This is a genomic window from Bradyrhizobium sp. CCGUVB23, from assembly GCF_024199885.1.
Classification (GTDB): domain Bacteria; phylum Pseudomonadota; class Alphaproteobacteria; order Rhizobiales; family Xanthobacteraceae; genus Bradyrhizobium.
The window spans coordinates 4752467-4768730 of record NZ_JANADQ010000001.1 but is presented as its reverse complement, the minus strand read 5'-3'; the positions used below and the strand labels follow the sequence as shown (position 1 = coordinate 4768730).

The 16264-nt window shown below is 61.2% G+C and carries 13 protein-coding genes and 1 pseudogene; 5 read left to right on the top strand and 9 right to left on the bottom strand.

The genetic code is table 11. The features are described from left to right. Positions 1–336 precede the first annotated feature (336 nt). From NLN62_RS21970 to NLN62_RS21960, 4 genes are all read right to left on the bottom strand, one after another. Complete coding sequence (locus tag NLN62_RS21970) at positions 337–1065, bottom strand: DJ-1/PfpI family protein (protein WP_254110168.1); 729 nt, start codon at positions 1063–1065, stop codon at positions 337–339. A gap of 249 nt (positions 1066–1314) precedes the next feature. Next, on the bottom strand, positions 1315–2433 hold the full coding sequence (locus NLN62_RS21965; protein ID WP_254110167.1) for a DUF2336 domain-containing protein: 1119 nt from the start codon (positions 2431–2433) through the stop codon (positions 1315–1317). Between the two features lie 65 nt (positions 2434–2498). Next, complete coding sequence (locus NLN62_RS53510; protein ID WP_371933129.1) at positions 2499–2888, bottom strand: helix-turn-helix domain-containing protein; 390 nt, start codon at positions 2886–2888, stop codon at positions 2499–2501. A gap of 385 nt (positions 2889–3273) precedes the next feature. Further along, a complete protein-coding gene (locus NLN62_RS21960; protein WP_371933128.1) occupies positions 3274–5037 on the bottom strand; it encodes an FtsX-like permease family protein in 1764 nt (587 codons plus the stop codon). Between NLN62_RS21960 and NLN62_RS21955 the strand changes: the two genes are divergently transcribed. Continuing rightward, on the top strand, positions 4984–5286 hold the full coding sequence (locus NLN62_RS21955) for a hypothetical protein (RefSeq protein ID WP_254110165.1): 303 nt from the start codon (positions 4984–4986) through the stop codon (positions 5284–5286). The genes NLN62_RS21960 and NLN62_RS21955 overlap by 54 nt on opposite strands. Before the next feature lie 635 nt (positions 5287–5921). On the opposite strand, the gene NLN62_RS21950 is transcribed toward NLN62_RS21955, so the two are convergent. From NLN62_RS21950 to NLN62_RS21930, 5 genes are all read right to left on the bottom strand, one after another. After that, a complete protein-coding gene (locus NLN62_RS21950; RefSeq protein WP_254110164.1) occupies positions 5922–6557 on the bottom strand; it encodes an ABC transporter ATP-binding protein in 636 nt (211 codons plus the stop codon). 22 nt (positions 6558–6579) lie between these two features. Continuing rightward, a complete protein-coding gene (locus NLN62_RS21945) occupies positions 6580–7242 on the bottom strand; it encodes an ABC transporter ATP-binding protein (RefSeq protein ID WP_254110163.1) in 663 nt (220 codons plus the stop codon). 1 nt (position 7243) lies between these two features. Then, positions 7244–7825: a hypothetical protein gene (locus tag NLN62_RS21940; protein WP_254110162.1), complete on the bottom strand. Its 582-nt coding sequence runs from the start codon at positions 7823–7825 to the stop codon at positions 7244–7246. Positions 7826–7901: 76 nt separating this feature from the next. After that, positions 7902–9278 carry a HAMP domain-containing sensor histidine kinase gene (locus NLN62_RS21935; protein ID WP_254110161.1) on the bottom strand — a complete coding sequence of 459 codons (1377 nt, stop codon included), beginning with the start codon at positions 9276–9278 and terminating at the stop codon, positions 7902–7904. Next, entirely contained in the window at positions 9275–9937 is a 663-nt protein-coding gene (locus NLN62_RS21930) for a response regulator transcription factor (protein ID WP_254113616.1), read from the bottom strand. The genes NLN62_RS21935 and NLN62_RS21930 overlap by 4 nt, the downstream gene beginning before the upstream one ends. A 213-nt stretch (positions 9938–10150) precedes the next feature. Here NLN62_RS21930 and NLN62_RS21925 point away from each other — a divergent pair, with 213 nt between their 5' ends. The 4 genes and pseudogenes from NLN62_RS21925 to NLN62_RS21910 all read left to right on the top strand — a co-directional run bounded on the left by NLN62_RS21925 (position 10151) and on the right by NLN62_RS21910 (position 16022). Continuing rightward, positions 10151–10933 carry a hypothetical protein gene (locus NLN62_RS21925; RefSeq protein WP_254110160.1) on the top strand — a complete coding sequence of 261 codons (783 nt, stop codon included), beginning with the start codon at positions 10151–10153 and terminating at the stop codon, positions 10931–10933. Positions 10934–10981: 48 nt separating this feature from the next. Beyond that, positions 10982–11374 (top strand): hypothetical protein, encoded by a 393-nt coding sequence (locus tag NLN62_RS21920; RefSeq protein ID WP_254110159.1) that lies wholly within the window; start codon positions 10982–10984, stop codon positions 11372–11374. 85 nt (positions 11375–11459) lie between these two features. Beyond that, positions 11460–12207: pseudogene (locus NLN62_RS21915) on the top strand (hypothetical protein). 440 nt (positions 12208–12647) lie between these two features. Then, positions 12648–16022 carry an adenylate/guanylate cyclase domain-containing protein gene (locus NLN62_RS21910; RefSeq protein WP_254110158.1) on the top strand — a complete coding sequence of 1125 codons (3375 nt, stop codon included), beginning with the start codon at positions 12648–12650 and terminating at the stop codon, positions 16020–16022. Positions 16023–16264: the final 242 nt, after the last annotated feature.

Sequence of the window (16264 nt, the reverse complement as noted above, 5' to 3'; positions counted from 1 at the left end):
GCAAGTTCAAGCATCATAGCGACACGGCGAAGCAGTAGTGCCCATCTTCATCGGCCGTGGCGCGCCGTTTCTGCACCACAGCACGATAGGGCAACCTGCCGCATCTCCTCTCGCGCCATCCCACTCCGCTTTGCGACGGAGCCTTGACGCGATGCCCATGGCATTCGCGTCAGGCGGCTGCGCCAATGAGGGGCAGGCGCCTCTCCGGGCCCGCCTGTTCTGCAGCACCCCCGTTGCGGATTTGGCGCAGTTGATATCCCGGTTCTTTCGAACACCGGTGCAGCTCGTGTCTCTCAACAGCTCAAGGCAGAGCGCCGGAGCTGCAACAGAGCCCTGCTATTTGCCGGTGCGAACCAGATCAATGAGGCGCCTCCAGGCAATTTTCGGAACAAGGCGACGCTGGTCTGCAGGGATGCTGTGCTCCATCATTTCCTTGGCGAGGCGCTGCACCTGCCTGGATGCCTTACTCATGTGGCCAGCGTCGAATGGTGGATGGGGGTCGTATTCGATGACCAGCTGAATTGCTTCCGCCTGCTCCTGGCCGACGATCTCACCGGCCAACCAAAGCCCCAGATCGACACCTGCCGATACGCCAGCAGCTGTAACAATCTTGCCCGAGCGCACGATGCGTCCGTCCGGCTGGGGCTTCGCGCCCATAATCCGAAGTACGCCCATCTTGTACCAGTGCGTCGTGGCGGGAGAGCCCTTCAGGATTCCCGCGGCCCCCAGGATCAATGCACCCGTGCAGACCGATGCGGTCCATCTCGTCGTCTGGTGCACCCTGCGAAGCCAGTCGAGCACATCGTCATCGACCATCTGGCCCGGCGTGGTCGCTCCTCCAGGAACAAGTACCAGATCGGGAGACATGGTTTCCTCGATCGTATGAGTGACTCCGAGCAGAAGCGCGCCGCCCTCCGCGACGACCGGTCCTTCGTCCTTGCCGACAAACCTCACGTCCGTGTTGGGGATGCGCCACAACACCTCCCACGGTCCGACCGCATCAAGCGCAGAAAAACCGGGATAGAGAAGGATTGCGATTTGAAGAGGGCTGGTCGGCTGATCCATGATCTTGCGTACTCCTCTCGGGACCACCGAGTACGCGCGTGTAAGAGAAAACGCGATGAGAAGTTCCTTTGGACCGTGGAGCTTCCCCTGGCGCGCGATCAATTTGCGCGGAGGCACCTGCTTTCAGGGACAGGGGAACCGTTGCCTAAACCGTTGATCGCAAGGCGGCGGCTCTGGACGCGCGGCGCTGTTGACCCGCCACAGCACTTGCCGCCTGATTTGCAGTGATGCATAACGCGGCATCGACGCTCATATCGCGTAAGATCGGGGCAAGCGACGCTGGTCTGATTGCGCGGCCATCGCTTGCTTATGATCTTGATAGAAGCTCAACACGTCTTGGGACGTCTTCGTGTTGAGACGCGCGAACTCCTCCTTCATGCTGTCCAGATCGCGAGCATTGATGCGATGATCCTTGGCGGCGAGAAACAGGAGCGCCATCGCGGTTTCCCACTTGAAGTTACGGGCTTTGGCCAGAATCAGCGTCATTTCTCTGTCCGCTAGTGCCCGCTCGACTACGTTGCCAGGCAAGCTGCACAATAGGGACAGTCCCACAGTGGCTTCTTCGATCTTGTGGGCTCGCGCGTATTCGAGAATGCTGCTCTCGCTTAACTCGCCAAGTTGATACCGGGCCGACACGGTTCTCTTCGCGTCGAAATAGTCCTTCGTTGCTGGCCCGAACTTGCAATGCAATGATCCTGCGACCTCAGTTATGGAAGTCTGAATCTGGCCAACCAGGTCAGGACGCTCGCGTTCGAGCTTGCGCCTGACGTCCGCTGATGCCTTCGCGATGAGCTGCTGGAACAGCTGTCTCGGGATGTCCCTTCGGACGCCGAGGTGCTCGGCGAGAATGGAATCGCGCTCGGAGCGCTTGATCATGTGCAGAAAACCGAAGTCCGAAAGGGAGGCCCCGTTGTTCGCGGCCACCGAAGTCACGACCTCCCGATTGCCGCGCGTCACAAGCTCATCGGTCACAACTGAGGGAATGGACTTCCGTTTGGAAATCGCCAGCAGGTGCGACTGACTTTTGGTTCTGATGTTGCTAATCAACGTTCTGGGGTCGAGCCGTTCGCAGTGCTGAAGGATCGGCGCCGCCACCTCGATTGAATCGTCAAAAGCAAGCTTGTTGACGACGTTGATTGGAGCCTGAGTCGCCCTCGCCAGGCGCTCGGCAAGCTGTGCACGCGCCGCGATCTCGATCGCGTCGGCCAACCGTCCGATTATCTCACCAAAAGTCCAAATCTCGTCGTCGCTATAGCGACCGATTATCAGCATGTCAGTCGCATACCGCAACGCTTTCTCGCGGGCCTCGGCCGATCCCCGAAGAACGGCCTCATCCAAGTCTTGCAAAAATGATTTCGTTACAGTCATCAGGCCCCCACGTCCGAAATGCATTCGTGCTGGTCCCAAACAACTTCGTCCTTATAGCCGTAAATTCATAAGGAGCCCCTCGTGGTTTCGTTCTGATTTGAACTGTATGGATACCGCTTTCTAACCACAGGGCTCCCGGTCTCCATGGGACGGTTAGCGCGCGCAAGCGTAGTCGAAGGCGCTTCGCCGAACACGCTCCTATATAGACGCGAGAACTCGCCCATATGCCAGAACCCGCTGTCAAGCGCCGCAGCCTTCACAGATTGACCCGGTAGTCCGCTTTTGAGCTGACAATGCGCGAACCTCAACCTCTTCAGGCGAATGTAGCTGTGAAGGCTCACACCATGAATAGCCCGTGCGGCCTCTTGTAAAGTTCGCACGGACGTTTCGATTCGCCGCGCCAGATCGTCGCTGTAAAGTGGGGTCGCCAGCTGCGCGCTGATCAGTTCATCCACATGGTCGATGATCTCTCGGTACCGGGCAAGTGATCTTGGTTTCGCCTGGCTCACAATTGAGCGCCCCTAGGGAAGCATAGTCGCTATCCAAATGATCTTCGATTTGAGCAAGCACCGACGCAGTCGCTCGGGTATATCGAGCGTCGTGAAATTGCTCGTCCGCGAAATGAAGCACGAGGAGAGCAACACGTGTGGCCCTTGCAACTCTCATAAGCGCAAGTATGAGTGCCAAGGCTTAATCGGTTCTTAAAGGGTGCTATCACAGCCTCCTACGTCAGGGTGATCGGGCGATCCCCCCTTCTTGTCGCGGAATAGTATCCTCTCGAGGCCCATACCAACGAATTACCGATGCCTATCGGAAACCGGCAAGGAACCGGATGTGCGCCTAACCTCCACGTAGTTCGGTCAGATTCGCGTTTCTTGACAGAGCCAGCGTTCCAGCTATCGCGATCGAGCCGCAGACCAGTGCCGTAACAAGCGCTACCGTCACGTAGAGCCATGGCACCGACAGAGTATCCGGCGGCGGATCAAACACGCCTGACAGGAGAGACACCAGCACGTAGGCTATGCCGAGGCCCACGACTATTCCCATCATCGCCCCGCCAATCACGATGAAGAGCCCCTCGCCCCAGAGAAAGGCGCCAAGTTGTCTTGGCGTTGCGCCAAGCGCCGATAGAATAGTGAAGCTGCGCCGGCGTTCGGCGAGTCCCAGCGCCAGAACAAGGCCGGTGGCGCCAGCGATCATCAGCACGGAAAACGCGAGCTCCAACGCGGTCAGGCCGCGCAGATCGATGGCAGTCAAGCTCGAACTGATCAGCGCCTGTGTCTCGCCAAGCGTAGTGACCTTTGTGCCGCCTTGTGTCGCCGCGAGTTTGCGCGCGGCTGCCGCGACGGTGTCCGTGTCGCCCGATGTTCGCAACAGGACAACCTCGTGGGCGTCGGAGCTAGTTTGCTTTGCGATGTAGTCCGCCTTGGCGACCAGAAACGAATCCTTGGGCGCTGTCGGAAACTCACGGACAATTCCGATGAATTTGAACGGGACAACATGATATTGGTGGTCGCTTGCGCTCTGGAGCCGCAGATTCAGGCGATCGCCAAGTTGCAGCTGAAAGTCATCAACCGTCTCCTGTGAAACAAAAACGCCGTCGTCTGTCTCGGCAAGAAGCGCAAGCGACTTTGCCGCATCATGATTCGCAAAATAGGCGTTCGAGATCGTAGTCAGCTTGCCAATCGTCGCCGGATTGATCCCGAACATGTCTTGCAGGTCCGCGCCCACATATGCGAAACGATGCATCATCGGTTCGGCCGCAACCACGCCCGGAATGGCTTTTAGCCCCGATACAAGCTCGCCGGCAGGATGAGAGGACGTTCCCGTCAAGGTGACATCGGCGCCGTTGGTCAGTTCGGCATCGACGCGCGATTGCGCATTGTAGGTGCTGTTGAAAATGGCTGTCGCCGTCGCGAAGGCGAATGCGAGCGCCACGAGCGCGACGCCCCTCGCCATACGACCTTGCTGGCGCGACAAGGAGGCGGCGATGACAGGGGCAAGTGCAGGTGAAAATGGCGCAAGGAGAGCCGCAACCAAGCTGTGGCGCGGTCCCAGAGTCCATCTCGTCAGGCGCAGCCACAGCAAGCCGGCACCGATCCAGAGACACAGCGGCGCCAGGAAGGCTTCATAATGCACAGAGGTCTGCGCCACGCCTTCCGTCGCCACGACAATCTCGTAGCCTGATCTTGCGACTGTCCAAAAGACGATTACGCCCACGGCAAGGATGGCGATGTCCGCACAGAGCCGTTGCCACAGCGGAGACGTTTGTCGGTCGGCCTCGGCACGGGCGGCAGAAATCGACGTTCTAGTTGCATCCATCCACGCTGGAACGAGGAAGGCCGCACTGCCAAAGCCCAAGCCAATGGCACCGACAGGGATCAGCCACGGCATGGCAAGGCGCAAATCTTCCAACCGCCACCAGCCCAAGGTTATGATGACCGCAAGGACGAGACCGATGGCAACGCCGAGGCCTCCGATGGCCGTCGCTTCGATCGCGGCCAGACGTAACACCTGCGGACGGGATGCGCCGCGAAGACGCAACAGCGCTTGCTCGCGACGTCGTCGTTCCGAGCCGGACGAGGCAACTGCGAGCGTGACCAGCAGCGCCAGAACGACGCCGGGAATGCCAAGGAACAGGAACAGGACTCGCGCGTAAAGCGCATCGGCGCGCACCGCATCAAGGCGCGCGGCCAGATTGTCGGTCAGCGCGGCACTGCCCGCAACGCGAGCCTCGAAATTGTTCGCCGTGCGCTGCGCCTGGATGAAGGCAGCGCTTGGGTCCGGCGGCAAGATGCTGCGATCAAAGCGAACATGGATTTCGGTTCGGACGGTAGCCGGCCGCACGGATGATTGCGGGTTGAAACTGCCCTGCCACTGCGTCATCGGCATGAGCAGCACGTTGTCCGGCGGTGCTTGCGGCGCAAGATTCTTGGAGACGCCGATCGCCTGGAACATCGAGTCGGCATTTGGCAGGGCCACGACGCCTGCTATCTTGACGTCGACTGGTCCCATGCCCACGCGCTGGATCGTCACAGTGTCGCCAAGCACGATATGGAGATTGGCGGCCGTTTGGCTGGCCGCCAGCACGCCGTCCCATGAGCCCAGGATGAGCGCGATCTGACCCGGGAAAATTTGGCGATAATCGGCCTCAAGGCCGAGCACTTTGCCCGGTCCTGTCGTCTGCGTCGTCCCACCCGTTGTTGCGGAAAATCCCTCAGTGTCCGCATAGCCCGCGGATTGCAAACCTTCGTAACGAGCGGCCTTGCCTATCGCTTCGATCACCGGGGCCGGATCCGCCCCGGGTAGGAGAAGAACCTGCCAGTCCACCGGCAAGCCCGCCACCGCGCGACGCGCCATGCTTTCGGAGGAGGCGACGACAAATGTTCCGAGCGATGCGAGCAGCGCCACCGGCAGAGCAAGTCCGACCGCGGCACCGACAAAGCGGCCCGAATGTCCTGCGAGAACACCCTTTAGCCAAAGCCGTATCATGTGCTTGCCATCTCGGCCGATAATCGGAGCTCGCCGTGATCTAGGAGCCAGGTCGTCTTCATACGTTCCGCTACCGAGGGATCGTGCGTGGCGACGACGGCCGCCGTGTCACTTGCCTCGATCGAATCCAGCAACGCGTCCACCGTCTGCCGGGCGATCAGCTGATCGAGTTGCCCCGTCGGCTCGTCGGCTAGGATCAACCTGGGTTTGAGCGCGATTGCCCTCGCCAACGCCACACGCTGCGCCTGTCCTCCTGACAGTTCGTCCGGAATTTTGTCGGCGATGTCAGCCAGACCAAGCGTCTCCAGCGCTGCCACCGCTCGAGTGCGCGGTGAAGAGATGCGTCCTGCTATCCGCAGCGGCACCTCGACGTTTTCGACGACACTCAAGGTCGGGATCAAGCTCGGCGCCTGAAAGACGATGCCGATATAAGTTGGGCGAAGCGCAATATTCGGGCCAAGCGCGGGCCAGCTCAGTCCGCCACCACTCGGCGTGTCGAGCCCAGCGATCAGATGAAGCAGTGTCGATTTTCCGCTGCCGGAGCGGCCAAGCAGGGCTATGCGATCGCCACTCCGGATCGCAAACGACGCCGGTTGCAGGGCAACGACATCATGGCCGAAGCGGCGTGCCACGTCCTTGCCTTCGACGAGGATGTCAGGCATCGCCGATCCTCCCGTCCCGGAGATGGATGATCCGGTCGGCGCGCGCGGCAAGCGCCTGGCTATGGGTGGCCACCAGAACGGCAACGCCGGCGCTACATTGCTTGCTCAACAGGTCGAGAATCGAGCTTTCGGTTATCGCATCGACCTCGCCGGTCGGCTCATCGGCGAGAAGGATGCGGGGCGCGGCGGCCAGAGCGACAGCGAGACCCGCCCGCGCCAATTCACCTCGCGACAACTGACCCGGCCGCGCTGCTGCACGATTCGCCAGGCCGACTTCCGCCAGCAGGTGCTTTGTCCGGTCGTTGTCCATCTTCCCGGCAATGAACATCGCGAGCCCGATGTTGTCGGTTACGGAGAGCGAAGGAAACAGATTGCGCGACTGTATGAGGATACCGATATTTGCGCCTCTGCGGCGCGCGCGTTCGGCCTCGGTGCGGCGCGTCAAACGCTGCCCGAGCAGTTCGACATGCCCTCCGTCCGGCTCATCGAGACCTGACAGGCAGGCCAGCAAGGTCGATTTGCCGCTTCCGGACGGGCCTACGAGAGCGACCAACTCGCCCTCATTGAGTCGCAGGCTCACACCGCGCAGCGCGAGCGTCTCGGATTCCGGTGTGTGAAAGAACCGGTAGAGATCGAAAGCCTCCAGGACGGCCATGTCATTGCCACCGGAAGCTCTTCGACATCAGGTTCCATTGATCGGCGTTGTCGGCTCCATACGGCGAGGATAGGGTCAAGGTGACGAGCTTCCCATTCTGCCAGAAGAAATAGCGCTCGCTTTCCTCCCGGATCGCCTTCTCGGTCACCGGATTCAGTTCGGAATTCGAGCTGTAGCTAACCACCACGGCCGAACCCGCGGGAAGCTTGACGGATTTGACGGCCGTGACGCGAACCGCCTTGCCCGTCTTCTCGAGTTCAGCAACGTCTTGCTGCTTGACGTTAGCTACGGTCACCGCGTCGGAGCGTTGCGACATGACAAGGGCGATCGTGTTGTATTTGTCATTGAAAGTGACGCCGTCCGAGGTCTCGCGGCGGGCCCATCCTTCCGGAACCTTGATCTTGAAGCCCAGCGGTGAGCTGTACTCGATGAAGACTTGATTGTCGGGAATGTCGCCGGGCGGGTTCTTTTCCGGGACTGCAGGCTTTTCGGTGCTGCTTGGCTGCGCATAAAGCGATGCGGGCGCAAATCCGACAAGGCTCGCCGTAGCAGCGGCGATGATAAGGGCGCTCGTCCTGTTCATGCTTGACCTCCTGTTGCCGCCCCCTCGCGAAATGTGGTTCTGCAGACCACTTCCTCCCGTCAAACTTGGCTGCGACTTAGCCGCAACCCGGTTCCGGTGCTTGGGTTTCTCTACTCTCCTTGCCTTTGCTGGGTGATGAATCCGGATCGCCGGCAATCGGCAGCCGAACCGTGGCACGGAGTCCCGACCGGCCGATGCCCGCGATGTTCTCCAGCGCAATTCTGCCACCCAGGCTATCGACAATGCGCTTCACGATGGACAAGCCAAGACCCGTCCCCTCTCCCTCCGGGCGCGAGCCGCGGAAGAACGGCTCGAAAACCTGATCCATGTCGGCCGATGCGATGCCAGGGCCGGTATCCTCAACCTGCAGGATCGCCATGCCGTCTTCTCGATAAACTCCGATATCGATCGTCCCGCCCCGGGGCGTGAAGCGAAGCGCGTTCTCGAGCAAATTGCGGATGATGGCTGCGAGCATCGCCGGCTCGCCGCGCACCGTGAGAGGTTCGACAAGCGCGAAGCCGAGGTCGATGCCCCGATCGGCTGCCTCGGGCAGCAGATCGGCCACGACCTCTTTCGCCACATGGTCGAGCGCGGCCAGCGGCTTTTCGGCAAGGCCGGTCGGAGCCGCTTCATGCCGCGCCAGCGCGAGCAATTGCTCCAGGAGATGCTTGGTGCGATGCATACCCAGCCTGAGCGCGGCAACGCGCTCCCGCGCCCGCTTGGGGAGCGCGACCGACGCAAGGTTTTCCGCCTGCAGGCTCAGCGCGGTGATCGGCGTGCGCAGCTCGTGCGCAGCATCGGCCACGAAGCGCCGCTGCTGATCCATCAAGAGCCGCATTCGCGCCAACAGGCCGTTGATCGAGGTGATGAATGGTTGCAGCTCGCTGGGCATCGCCGAAAGCGGCAACGGGGTCATGTCATCGGCGCGTCTTGCATCGAGATCACCGGCCAGCCGGACCATCGGGCGCAGCGAGTACGCAATGACAAGCGCCGTGACCACCATCAGGCAGGGAATGAGCGCCGCGATCGGAAGCAGCGTGCGAAACGCCACATCGCGCGCGGTTTCGTCTCGAATAGCGGTCGGCTGTGCCACGGCAAACCGGCTGCCGTCGGGTCGTGTCCGTAGCAGCACCCGAACTGGTTGGTTTTTCCACGTTGCGACCTGCAGACCATCCTGCAGGGTGAAGAGCTGGCGATCGTCTGCCGAGCCCCGCGGCGTCTTTCCCAACTCGATGAGCCAGACCTCAGTGTCTTCCTCGACGCCGTGAAGAGGCTGGCCGCCGCTGAAACTGGCATTTTGCGCCAGGCTCGCGAGCTGGATCAGGATCGAGTCCTGCAGCTCGATGGCCTCGCCGAACGCCCACCGGTAGGCGAACATGCTGCCGATTGCGCCGGTCAGCAGGATGATTGCGGTCAACCCGACGTAGAGACGTCCGCGCAACGACCTGATCATGATGATTGGTCCACCATCCATCCTACACCGCGCAAGTTACGGATCGCTGTGACTCCGAGCTTCTTGCGGATGGTGTGGATCAGATATTCAATGGCATTGCTCTCGACCTCTTCATTCCAGCCGTAAATCTGCCGTTCGAGCTCGCTGCGCGACAGAACCGTGCCCGGCCGCGCAAGCAGCGCCTGCAGCAGAGAATATTCGCGCGCGGTGAGCAGTGCGCTCTCGCCGAGAAAGGACGCCTCCCGCGTCGCCGGGTCGAGACTGAGCTTGCCATTGCTCAAAAGCGGCGGGGAGCCTCCGCCCTCGCGGCGGAGCACGGCGCGCATGCGCGCCAGCAGTTCGCGAATCTCAAATGGTTTCACCAGATAGTCGTCGGCGCCGAGATCGAGTCCGTCGATCCGGTCATCGACGCCGTCCCGCGCGGTGACGATGATCACGGGGAGCCTCCGGCCCAGCGTGCGCAGGCGCCGAAGCACCTCGCGGCCGTCTGCCTTCGGCAGCCCAAGATCGAGCAGGGCCAACCCGTAAGCTTCGTTCTCCGCTGCGTGGATCGCGGTCTCGCCATCAGTGACCCAATCAACGGCATAGGCTGCATCCTTGAGCGCCTGCTGCATGGCCGTGCCGATCATCCTGTCGTCCTCGATCAGCAGAACTCGCATCACCTTTCCCTCATCCGGGAGGCCAGAGCCGGACTTGCCTAATTCTTGTGCTCCAGACTTAGCGCAGACTTAGGAAGGTGTCGCGCTTCACAATGCTTTGACAAAAAAGTGGGTCTCGGCGCCGCAGGACAACCCTGGCCCTAAGGCGCACCTAAGTCGGCCATGGCCAATCTCTGGCGTCGCCTGGGGGCGACTCGTTTCGGGGAGACCCACATGTCCACGACCTGGGAATTGCGTCCATCTCCGATGCTGAACAAGGTTCCGGAGGTCACGCTGATCTTCTGGACCATCAAAATCCTCTCGACCACCGTCGGCGAGACCGGCTCCGACTATCTTGCCGTCCATGTCGGTCTCGGCGCAAACCTGACCATGGCATGGATGGCCGGTCTCCTGATCGGTGCGCTGATCCTGCAGCTGTGCGCGCGCCGCTATATTCCGTGGATCTACTGGCTGACGGTCGTTCTGGTCAGCATCGTCGGCACGCAGATCACCGATACGCTCACTGACAAGCTCGAGATCAGCCTCTACGTCAGCACCGCGGCGTTCGCGACGACCCTGGCAGCGATCTTCGCCGTCTGGTACGCGGTGGAACGGACGCTGTCGATCCACACCATCGTCACGATGCGGCGCGAACTCTTTTACTGGGCGGCCATCCTCTTCACTTTCGCCCTCGGCACCGCCGCTGGAGATCTCGCGACTGAAGCACTGGGTCTGGGCTTCAACGTCGGCGTCGTGGCGTTCGCTGCGCTGATCGCGGCCATCGCCGCCGCTTATGCGCTCGGCGCCAACGCAGTCCTCACCTTCTGGCTCGCCTACATCCTGACGCGCCCGCTCGGCGCTTCGCTCGGAGATCTTCTGTCCCAGTCCCGCGACTATGGCGGGCTTGGTCTCGGCACGATCTATACCAGCCTCGCCTTCCTCACGGTCATAGTCGCGCTTGTCGCGTGGCTGACGTTTGAGCGCGACCCCAGCCGCAGAGCCTTCGTCGGCGAATGAATTCCCCATCCGGACGACCTGCAAATCCACCATTCAAGGAGTGCAACCATGACCATATCCAAATGCGCCACGGCAATCTTCGTGGTCACCCTCGCTCAATCCCTTCCTTACGTTGAGGGCGCAGTCTCCCTTCTCCCCCACGCGGAAGCTGCTCAGTCTAAGCTTGGTGACCTGACTCCGTTCCGCAGCATCGCCGCCGACGTGGCGGCTCTCGTCGACAAGGGCGACCTCGCTGGCGCAAAGACGCGCATCAAGGACCTGGAGACCCGATGGGACGAAGCGGAAGCGGGACTGAAGCCGCGCGCGGCAGCCGACTGGCACACCATCGACAAGGCCATCGATCGGGCTCTCGAGGCGCTCCGCGAAAGCAATCCCGACACCGCAAAATGCAAGAAGGCGCTCGCCAACCTGCTGTCGATCATGGATTCGATGAAGGCCTGAAGCCCCTCGCGTCATCCCGGACGTAATCCGGTGATGGTTTCGACCGTCGCCGACCTATTGCTGGAGTAGAACTCTCATGAATCTCATGAACGACAACGCTGTCGCCAATGACATCGGCAAAGTCCCCGCGGTCACGCTGGGATTCTGGATTATCAAGATTCTGGCCACAACGCTCGGCGAAACCGGCGGCGATGCTGTGACCATGTCGATGGATCTCGGTTATCTCGTCGGCACCGCAATTTTCGCGGCTGCATTCGCGGTCGCTGTCGCCGCACAGATGGCAGCATCCATTTCTATATTGGGCCGTCATCGTCGCCACCACGACCGTCGGCACGACATTCGCCGACTTCGTCGATCGATCGCTCGGCATCGGTTATCTCGGCGGCTCGTCTCTACTCGCGGGCCTGCTCGTTGCGTCGCTCGCAATCTGGTACCGAACGATGGGGTCGGTCTCGATCGCATCGATCAACAGCAAGACGGCTGAGACCTTCTATTGGATCACGATCCTGTTCTCGCAGACCCTTGGAACAGCCCTTGGCGACTGGATGGCGGATTCGACGGGGCTCGGCTATCGCGGTGGTGCCATCGTCTTCGCCGCCGGCATTGCGATCGTCGCCGCCGCTTACTTGTGGACCAGAACGTCCCGCACTCTGTTGTTCTGGATCGCGTTCGTGCTGACCAGGCCGCTCGGCGCGACCGTCGGCGACTTCCTGGACAAGCCGCTGGATCACGGCGGCATGGCTCTCAGTCGCTACACCGCCTCCATTGCCCTGGCGTTCGCGATTGCAGCGCTCGTCTTTGTCCTGCCGCAGCGCGCAGGACAGCACGCCTAATCCTCAGTTGGTCAAAGGGGATCTTTTTCGATTTGCTCCGGTTGTGGCCTTCGCAGCCGGAGCCGCAATGGGCCAGCGAACGCCACCCTCACAAGCAAACCGACCACGGTCGGCTGCGGCTCGTGGAGTAATCGACTAAGTAAGACCACCTAACGAAGTTGCATGTCCGGTCAGGGTGAAGCCGGCCGGGCCGTGCATTTTGACACCGCGAAATGTGCTAATTGATCGCTGATGCGCCCGCTGCCTCGCCCGGTCCGTATGTCGGGGATTGGATGGGCGGGGCGCCGCCGACGTTAGGACCCGATCAGGCCGGAGTCGAAGACCGGAAAACATTTGCTGATCTGAACCTTACCGCTCGTGACTCCGGCCATTCGACGATACTCTAGACAGCCTGTCGTGCCTGGGGGATCATTGCGGGCTAGGCAAACTGGGGCGCTGTCATGGATCTCCGGGGTTGGCTGCGGAGGCTCGGTCTCGAACAATACGAGGCGGCGTTCCGCGAGAATGCGATCGACGACTCGATCCTGCCAAGCTTAACGGCGGAGGACTTGAAGGATCTTGGTGTCGGACTTGTCGGGCATCGCCGTAAGCTACTCGATGCCATCGCTGCTTTACGGGCTGAACCGGCCGCACTGTTGCCCCTAAGAGACTCTCCTTCCGATACTCGCAAAGTCACCAATGACGCTGGGGAGCGCCGCCAGGTTACGGTGATGTTCTCGGACCTTGTCGGCTCGACTGCCCTATCCACACGTATGGACCCAGAGGATCTGCGCGAGGTCATTTCGGCCTATCAGACGTGCGTCGCCGACACCGTGCGCCGCTACGGAGGGTTCGTCGCCAAATACATGGGCGACGGCGCCCTCATTTATTTCGGCTATCCGCACGCGCACGAGGACGACGCCGAGCGGACCGTGCGCGCCGCTCTAACAATGATTGCTGCAGTGGACGCGCTCAAATTGTCCGTTCCGCTACAGACCCGCGTTGGTATCGCGACTGGGTTGGTGGTTGTTGGCGATCTCGTCGGGTCTGGCGAAGCGCAGGAGCGCAGTATCGTCGGCGAGACGCCGAACCTTGCGGCTCGCCTGCAAGCCGTTGCCGAGCCGAACACGGTAGTTGTTGCCGAGACTACGCGTCGACTCCTCGGCAATCTCTTCGACCTGCGGGACCTCAGGCCACAGGAGCTTAAGGGGATCAGCGAACCAGTGAGAGCTTTCGCCGTGCTCCAGGCAAGCTCTATCGAGGGCCGCTTTGAGGCCATGCACCCCGGCGGGCTGACTGAACTGGTCGGACGAGCAGAGGAGCTTGAGCTACTTTTGCGACGCTGGGCGAGAGCAAAGAGCGGCGAAGGCCACGTCGTGTTGTTATCTGGCGAGGCCGGGATAGGCAAATCAAGGCTCTCGGCGGCTTTAATGGAGGGGATCGCAGCCGAACCGCACACCCGGTTACGCTATTTCTGCTCGCCTCAACACACGGACAGCGCCTTTTACCCGATCATCGGACAGTTTCAACATGCCGCCGGATATGCGGTCGGCGACACACCGCAAACAAAGCTCGACAAGCTCGATCTCCTGCTGGCACAGAGCCGGACGTCCCGGCAGGACGCTGCGCTATTGGCCGAGATGCTGTCACTTCCCAACGACGGCCGCTTCCCCGCTCTGGAGCTTGCTCCCGAACAGCAGCGTCAGAAAACGCTGGAAGCGCTCGGCATTCAATTGAAGAGCCTGGCGCGCTCCAGCCCCGTGCTGATGATCGTGGAGGACGCACATTGGGGCGACCCCACGAGCCTGGAAGCGTTCGGTCGCATGGTCGATCTGATCGCAAGAGTTCCCGTTCTCATGATCGTGACATTCCGACCCGAGTTCGAGGCACCCTGGACCGGACAACCGCACGTGACCGCTCTTGCGCTCAATCGGCTCGGGTATCGCGAGGTCGGCAGCATGATCGATCGCGTCGTCGGCGACAAATTGCTGCCGGCGGACTTCAGAACGGAGATTATCGAGCGCACCGACGGCATCCCACTGTTCGTCGAGGAGATGACGAAGGCTGTGCTGGAGGCCGGGGGGGAGTGGGGAGCGGTGAAGACTGCAGCCGCGGTTCCCTCTCCAGCGCTGGCGGTGCCCGCCAGTTTACATGCTTCCTTGATGGCGCGGCTCGATCGGCTGGGCACAGAGGTCAAGGCGATCGCCCAGATCGGCGCGGCGATCGGACGAGAATTTTCGCACTTTCTGTTGGCCGCAGTGGCGTCACGAAGCGATGAGGAGCTGAAGCGGCCTTTGGAACAATTGGTGGAAGCCGGACTGGTCTTCCGACAGGGCAGTCCGTCACGAGAAAATTATGTCTTCAAACATGCGCTCGTGCGCGACGCAGCCTACGGCACGTTGCTGCGCCCAGCCCGCAGGGAGCTTCACCTTCGTATCGCCCGTGTACTCGAACAGCAGAGGCCGGATGTCGTCCAGGGATCTCCCGAAAGTCTCGCGCATCACTATACGGAGGCCGGCGCCCTCGAGCGCGCGGCGGCGCTGTGGGGCGCAGCTGGACGACGCTCCCATGCGCATTCGGCACTGGCGGAGGCTGAGGCTCAATTGAGTCGGGCGCTTGGCCTGATCGGGACCTTGCCATCGACGCCCTCGCTGCGCCGCGAGCAGATTGCGCTCCAGGTCGAACTGTTGACCGTTCTTATGCACACCAAGGGCTACGGTGCCGAGCAAACCAAAGCCGCCGCGGAGCGTGCCCGCGTCCTCATCCAGCAAGCGGAGGCGATCGGGGAACCGCCCGAGGACTCGTTGCTCCTGTTCTCGGTCATCTATGGTTTTTGGGTGGTCAACATCGCCGCGTTCAACGGTGACGCCGCCCACGAACTCGCCTATCAGTTCATGCAGTTTGCGACAAAGCAGCCCAACTCTGGCCCGCTCCTGCTCGCCCATCGCATGATGGGAGTGACATTGATGTCGGTCGGTATCCCCGCGACGGGAAAAGAGCATCTCGATCAGGCGATCGCGCTATTTGATGCTACGGAGCACCGCGCCTTGGCAACGCGTTTTGGCACGGACGCCCAGGTCGCAATCTTGGAATGGCGGTCGCGGACCAACTGGCTTCTTGGTTTTCCCCTGGCAGCGCGCAGGGATGCCAACCGGTCGTTCATCTGCGCCCGGGACATTGATCAAGCCGCGACGTTGATGCATGCCTTGGCGCATTCCACCGCGACACTGATCCTCTTGGGCGACCTTGCCGAGGCAGGTGATCGTGCGAGGGAGCTCGTCGCGCTCGCCGACGACAAGGGATCGTCGTATTGGAGCGCGAACGGGCTGATGTGGCAAGGCTGCCTGATGGTGCAGACCGACCGTGCGTCCGAAGCAGTTCACACCCTGGTCTCGTCGATTGAGACCTATCATTCGACGGGCGCCACGATCTATGTCCCATTCGTGATGTCATATCTCGCAATGGCACATTCCCAGCTTGAGCGGCATGACCAAGCGCTTGACGTAATCGACCGCGCGATCGCCATGGCACAGAGCACCAAAGAACAATGGTGCGAGGCCGAACTTTACCGCACTAAGGGTAAACTGATTCTACGAAGTGGGAACAGGGCTGCGGCCGAGGCCGACTTCGAGCGCGCGCTCGACATTGCACGTCGACAGCAGGCGAGGTCCTGGGAGCTGCGCGCTGCAACGAGCATGGCCCGGCTTTGGCGCGACCAAGGCAAACGCGACGAGGCTCGCGACCTGCTCGCTCCGGTCTATAACTGGTTCATCGAAGGCTTCGACACCGACGATCTGAAGAAGGCCAAAGTCATGGTCGACACGTTGGCGTCATAGCCCACCCATACTCCAGCGATTTTTGATTATGGCCGATTCGGCGTATTCTTGCACGATCTTCCGCGCTTCGTTTGTGGGCTCTGTATTCTCTTGCGCGCTCAGCGGCTTCTTGTCGTCATCCTGCCCAAAATGGCGGTTCCGGAATGTCTGCTCTCGTGCCGCTGTTGGGGGCTAAGCAGACGTGAGCCCCGAAGATTGCTTTTCCCCACCCGAGGCAACTGTCCTAGTTCATCTTCTTGCGG

Excerpts from the sequence above, each read along its gene's own strand:
- NLN62_RS21970 (WP_254110168.1), bottom strand. The coding sequence starts at position 1,065 with ATGGATCAGCCGACCAGCCCTCTTCAAATCGCAATCCTTCTCTATCCC.
- NLN62_RS21965 (WP_254110167.1), bottom strand. The coding sequence starts at position 2,433 with ATGACTGTAACGAAATCATTTTTGCAAGACTTGGATGAGGCCGTTCTT.
- NLN62_RS21945 (WP_254110163.1), bottom strand. The coding sequence starts at position 7,242 with ATGGCCGTCCTGGAGGCTTTCGATCTCTACCGGTTCTTTCACACACCG.
- NLN62_RS21940 (WP_254110162.1), bottom strand. The coding sequence starts at position 7,825 with ATGAACAGGACGAGCGCCCTTATCATCGCCGCTGCTACGGCGAGCCTT.
- NLN62_RS21935 (WP_254110161.1), bottom strand. The coding sequence starts at position 9,278 with ATGATCAGGTCGTTGCGCGGACGTCTCTACGTCGGGTTGACCGCAATC.
- NLN62_RS21930 (WP_254113616.1), bottom strand. The coding sequence starts at position 9,937 with ATGCGAGTTCTGCTGATCGAGGACGACAGGATGATCGGCACGGCCATG.
- NLN62_RS21925 (WP_254110160.1), top strand. The coding sequence starts at position 10,151 with ATGTCCACGACCTGGGAATTGCGTCCATCTCCGATGCTGAACAAGGTT.
- NLN62_RS21920 (WP_254110159.1), top strand. The coding sequence starts at position 10,982 with ATGACCATATCCAAATGCGCCACGGCAATCTTCGTGGTCACCCTCGCT.
- NLN62_RS21910 (WP_254110158.1), top strand. The coding sequence starts at position 12,648 with ATGGATCTCCGGGGTTGGCTGCGGAGGCTCGGTCTCGAACAATACGAG.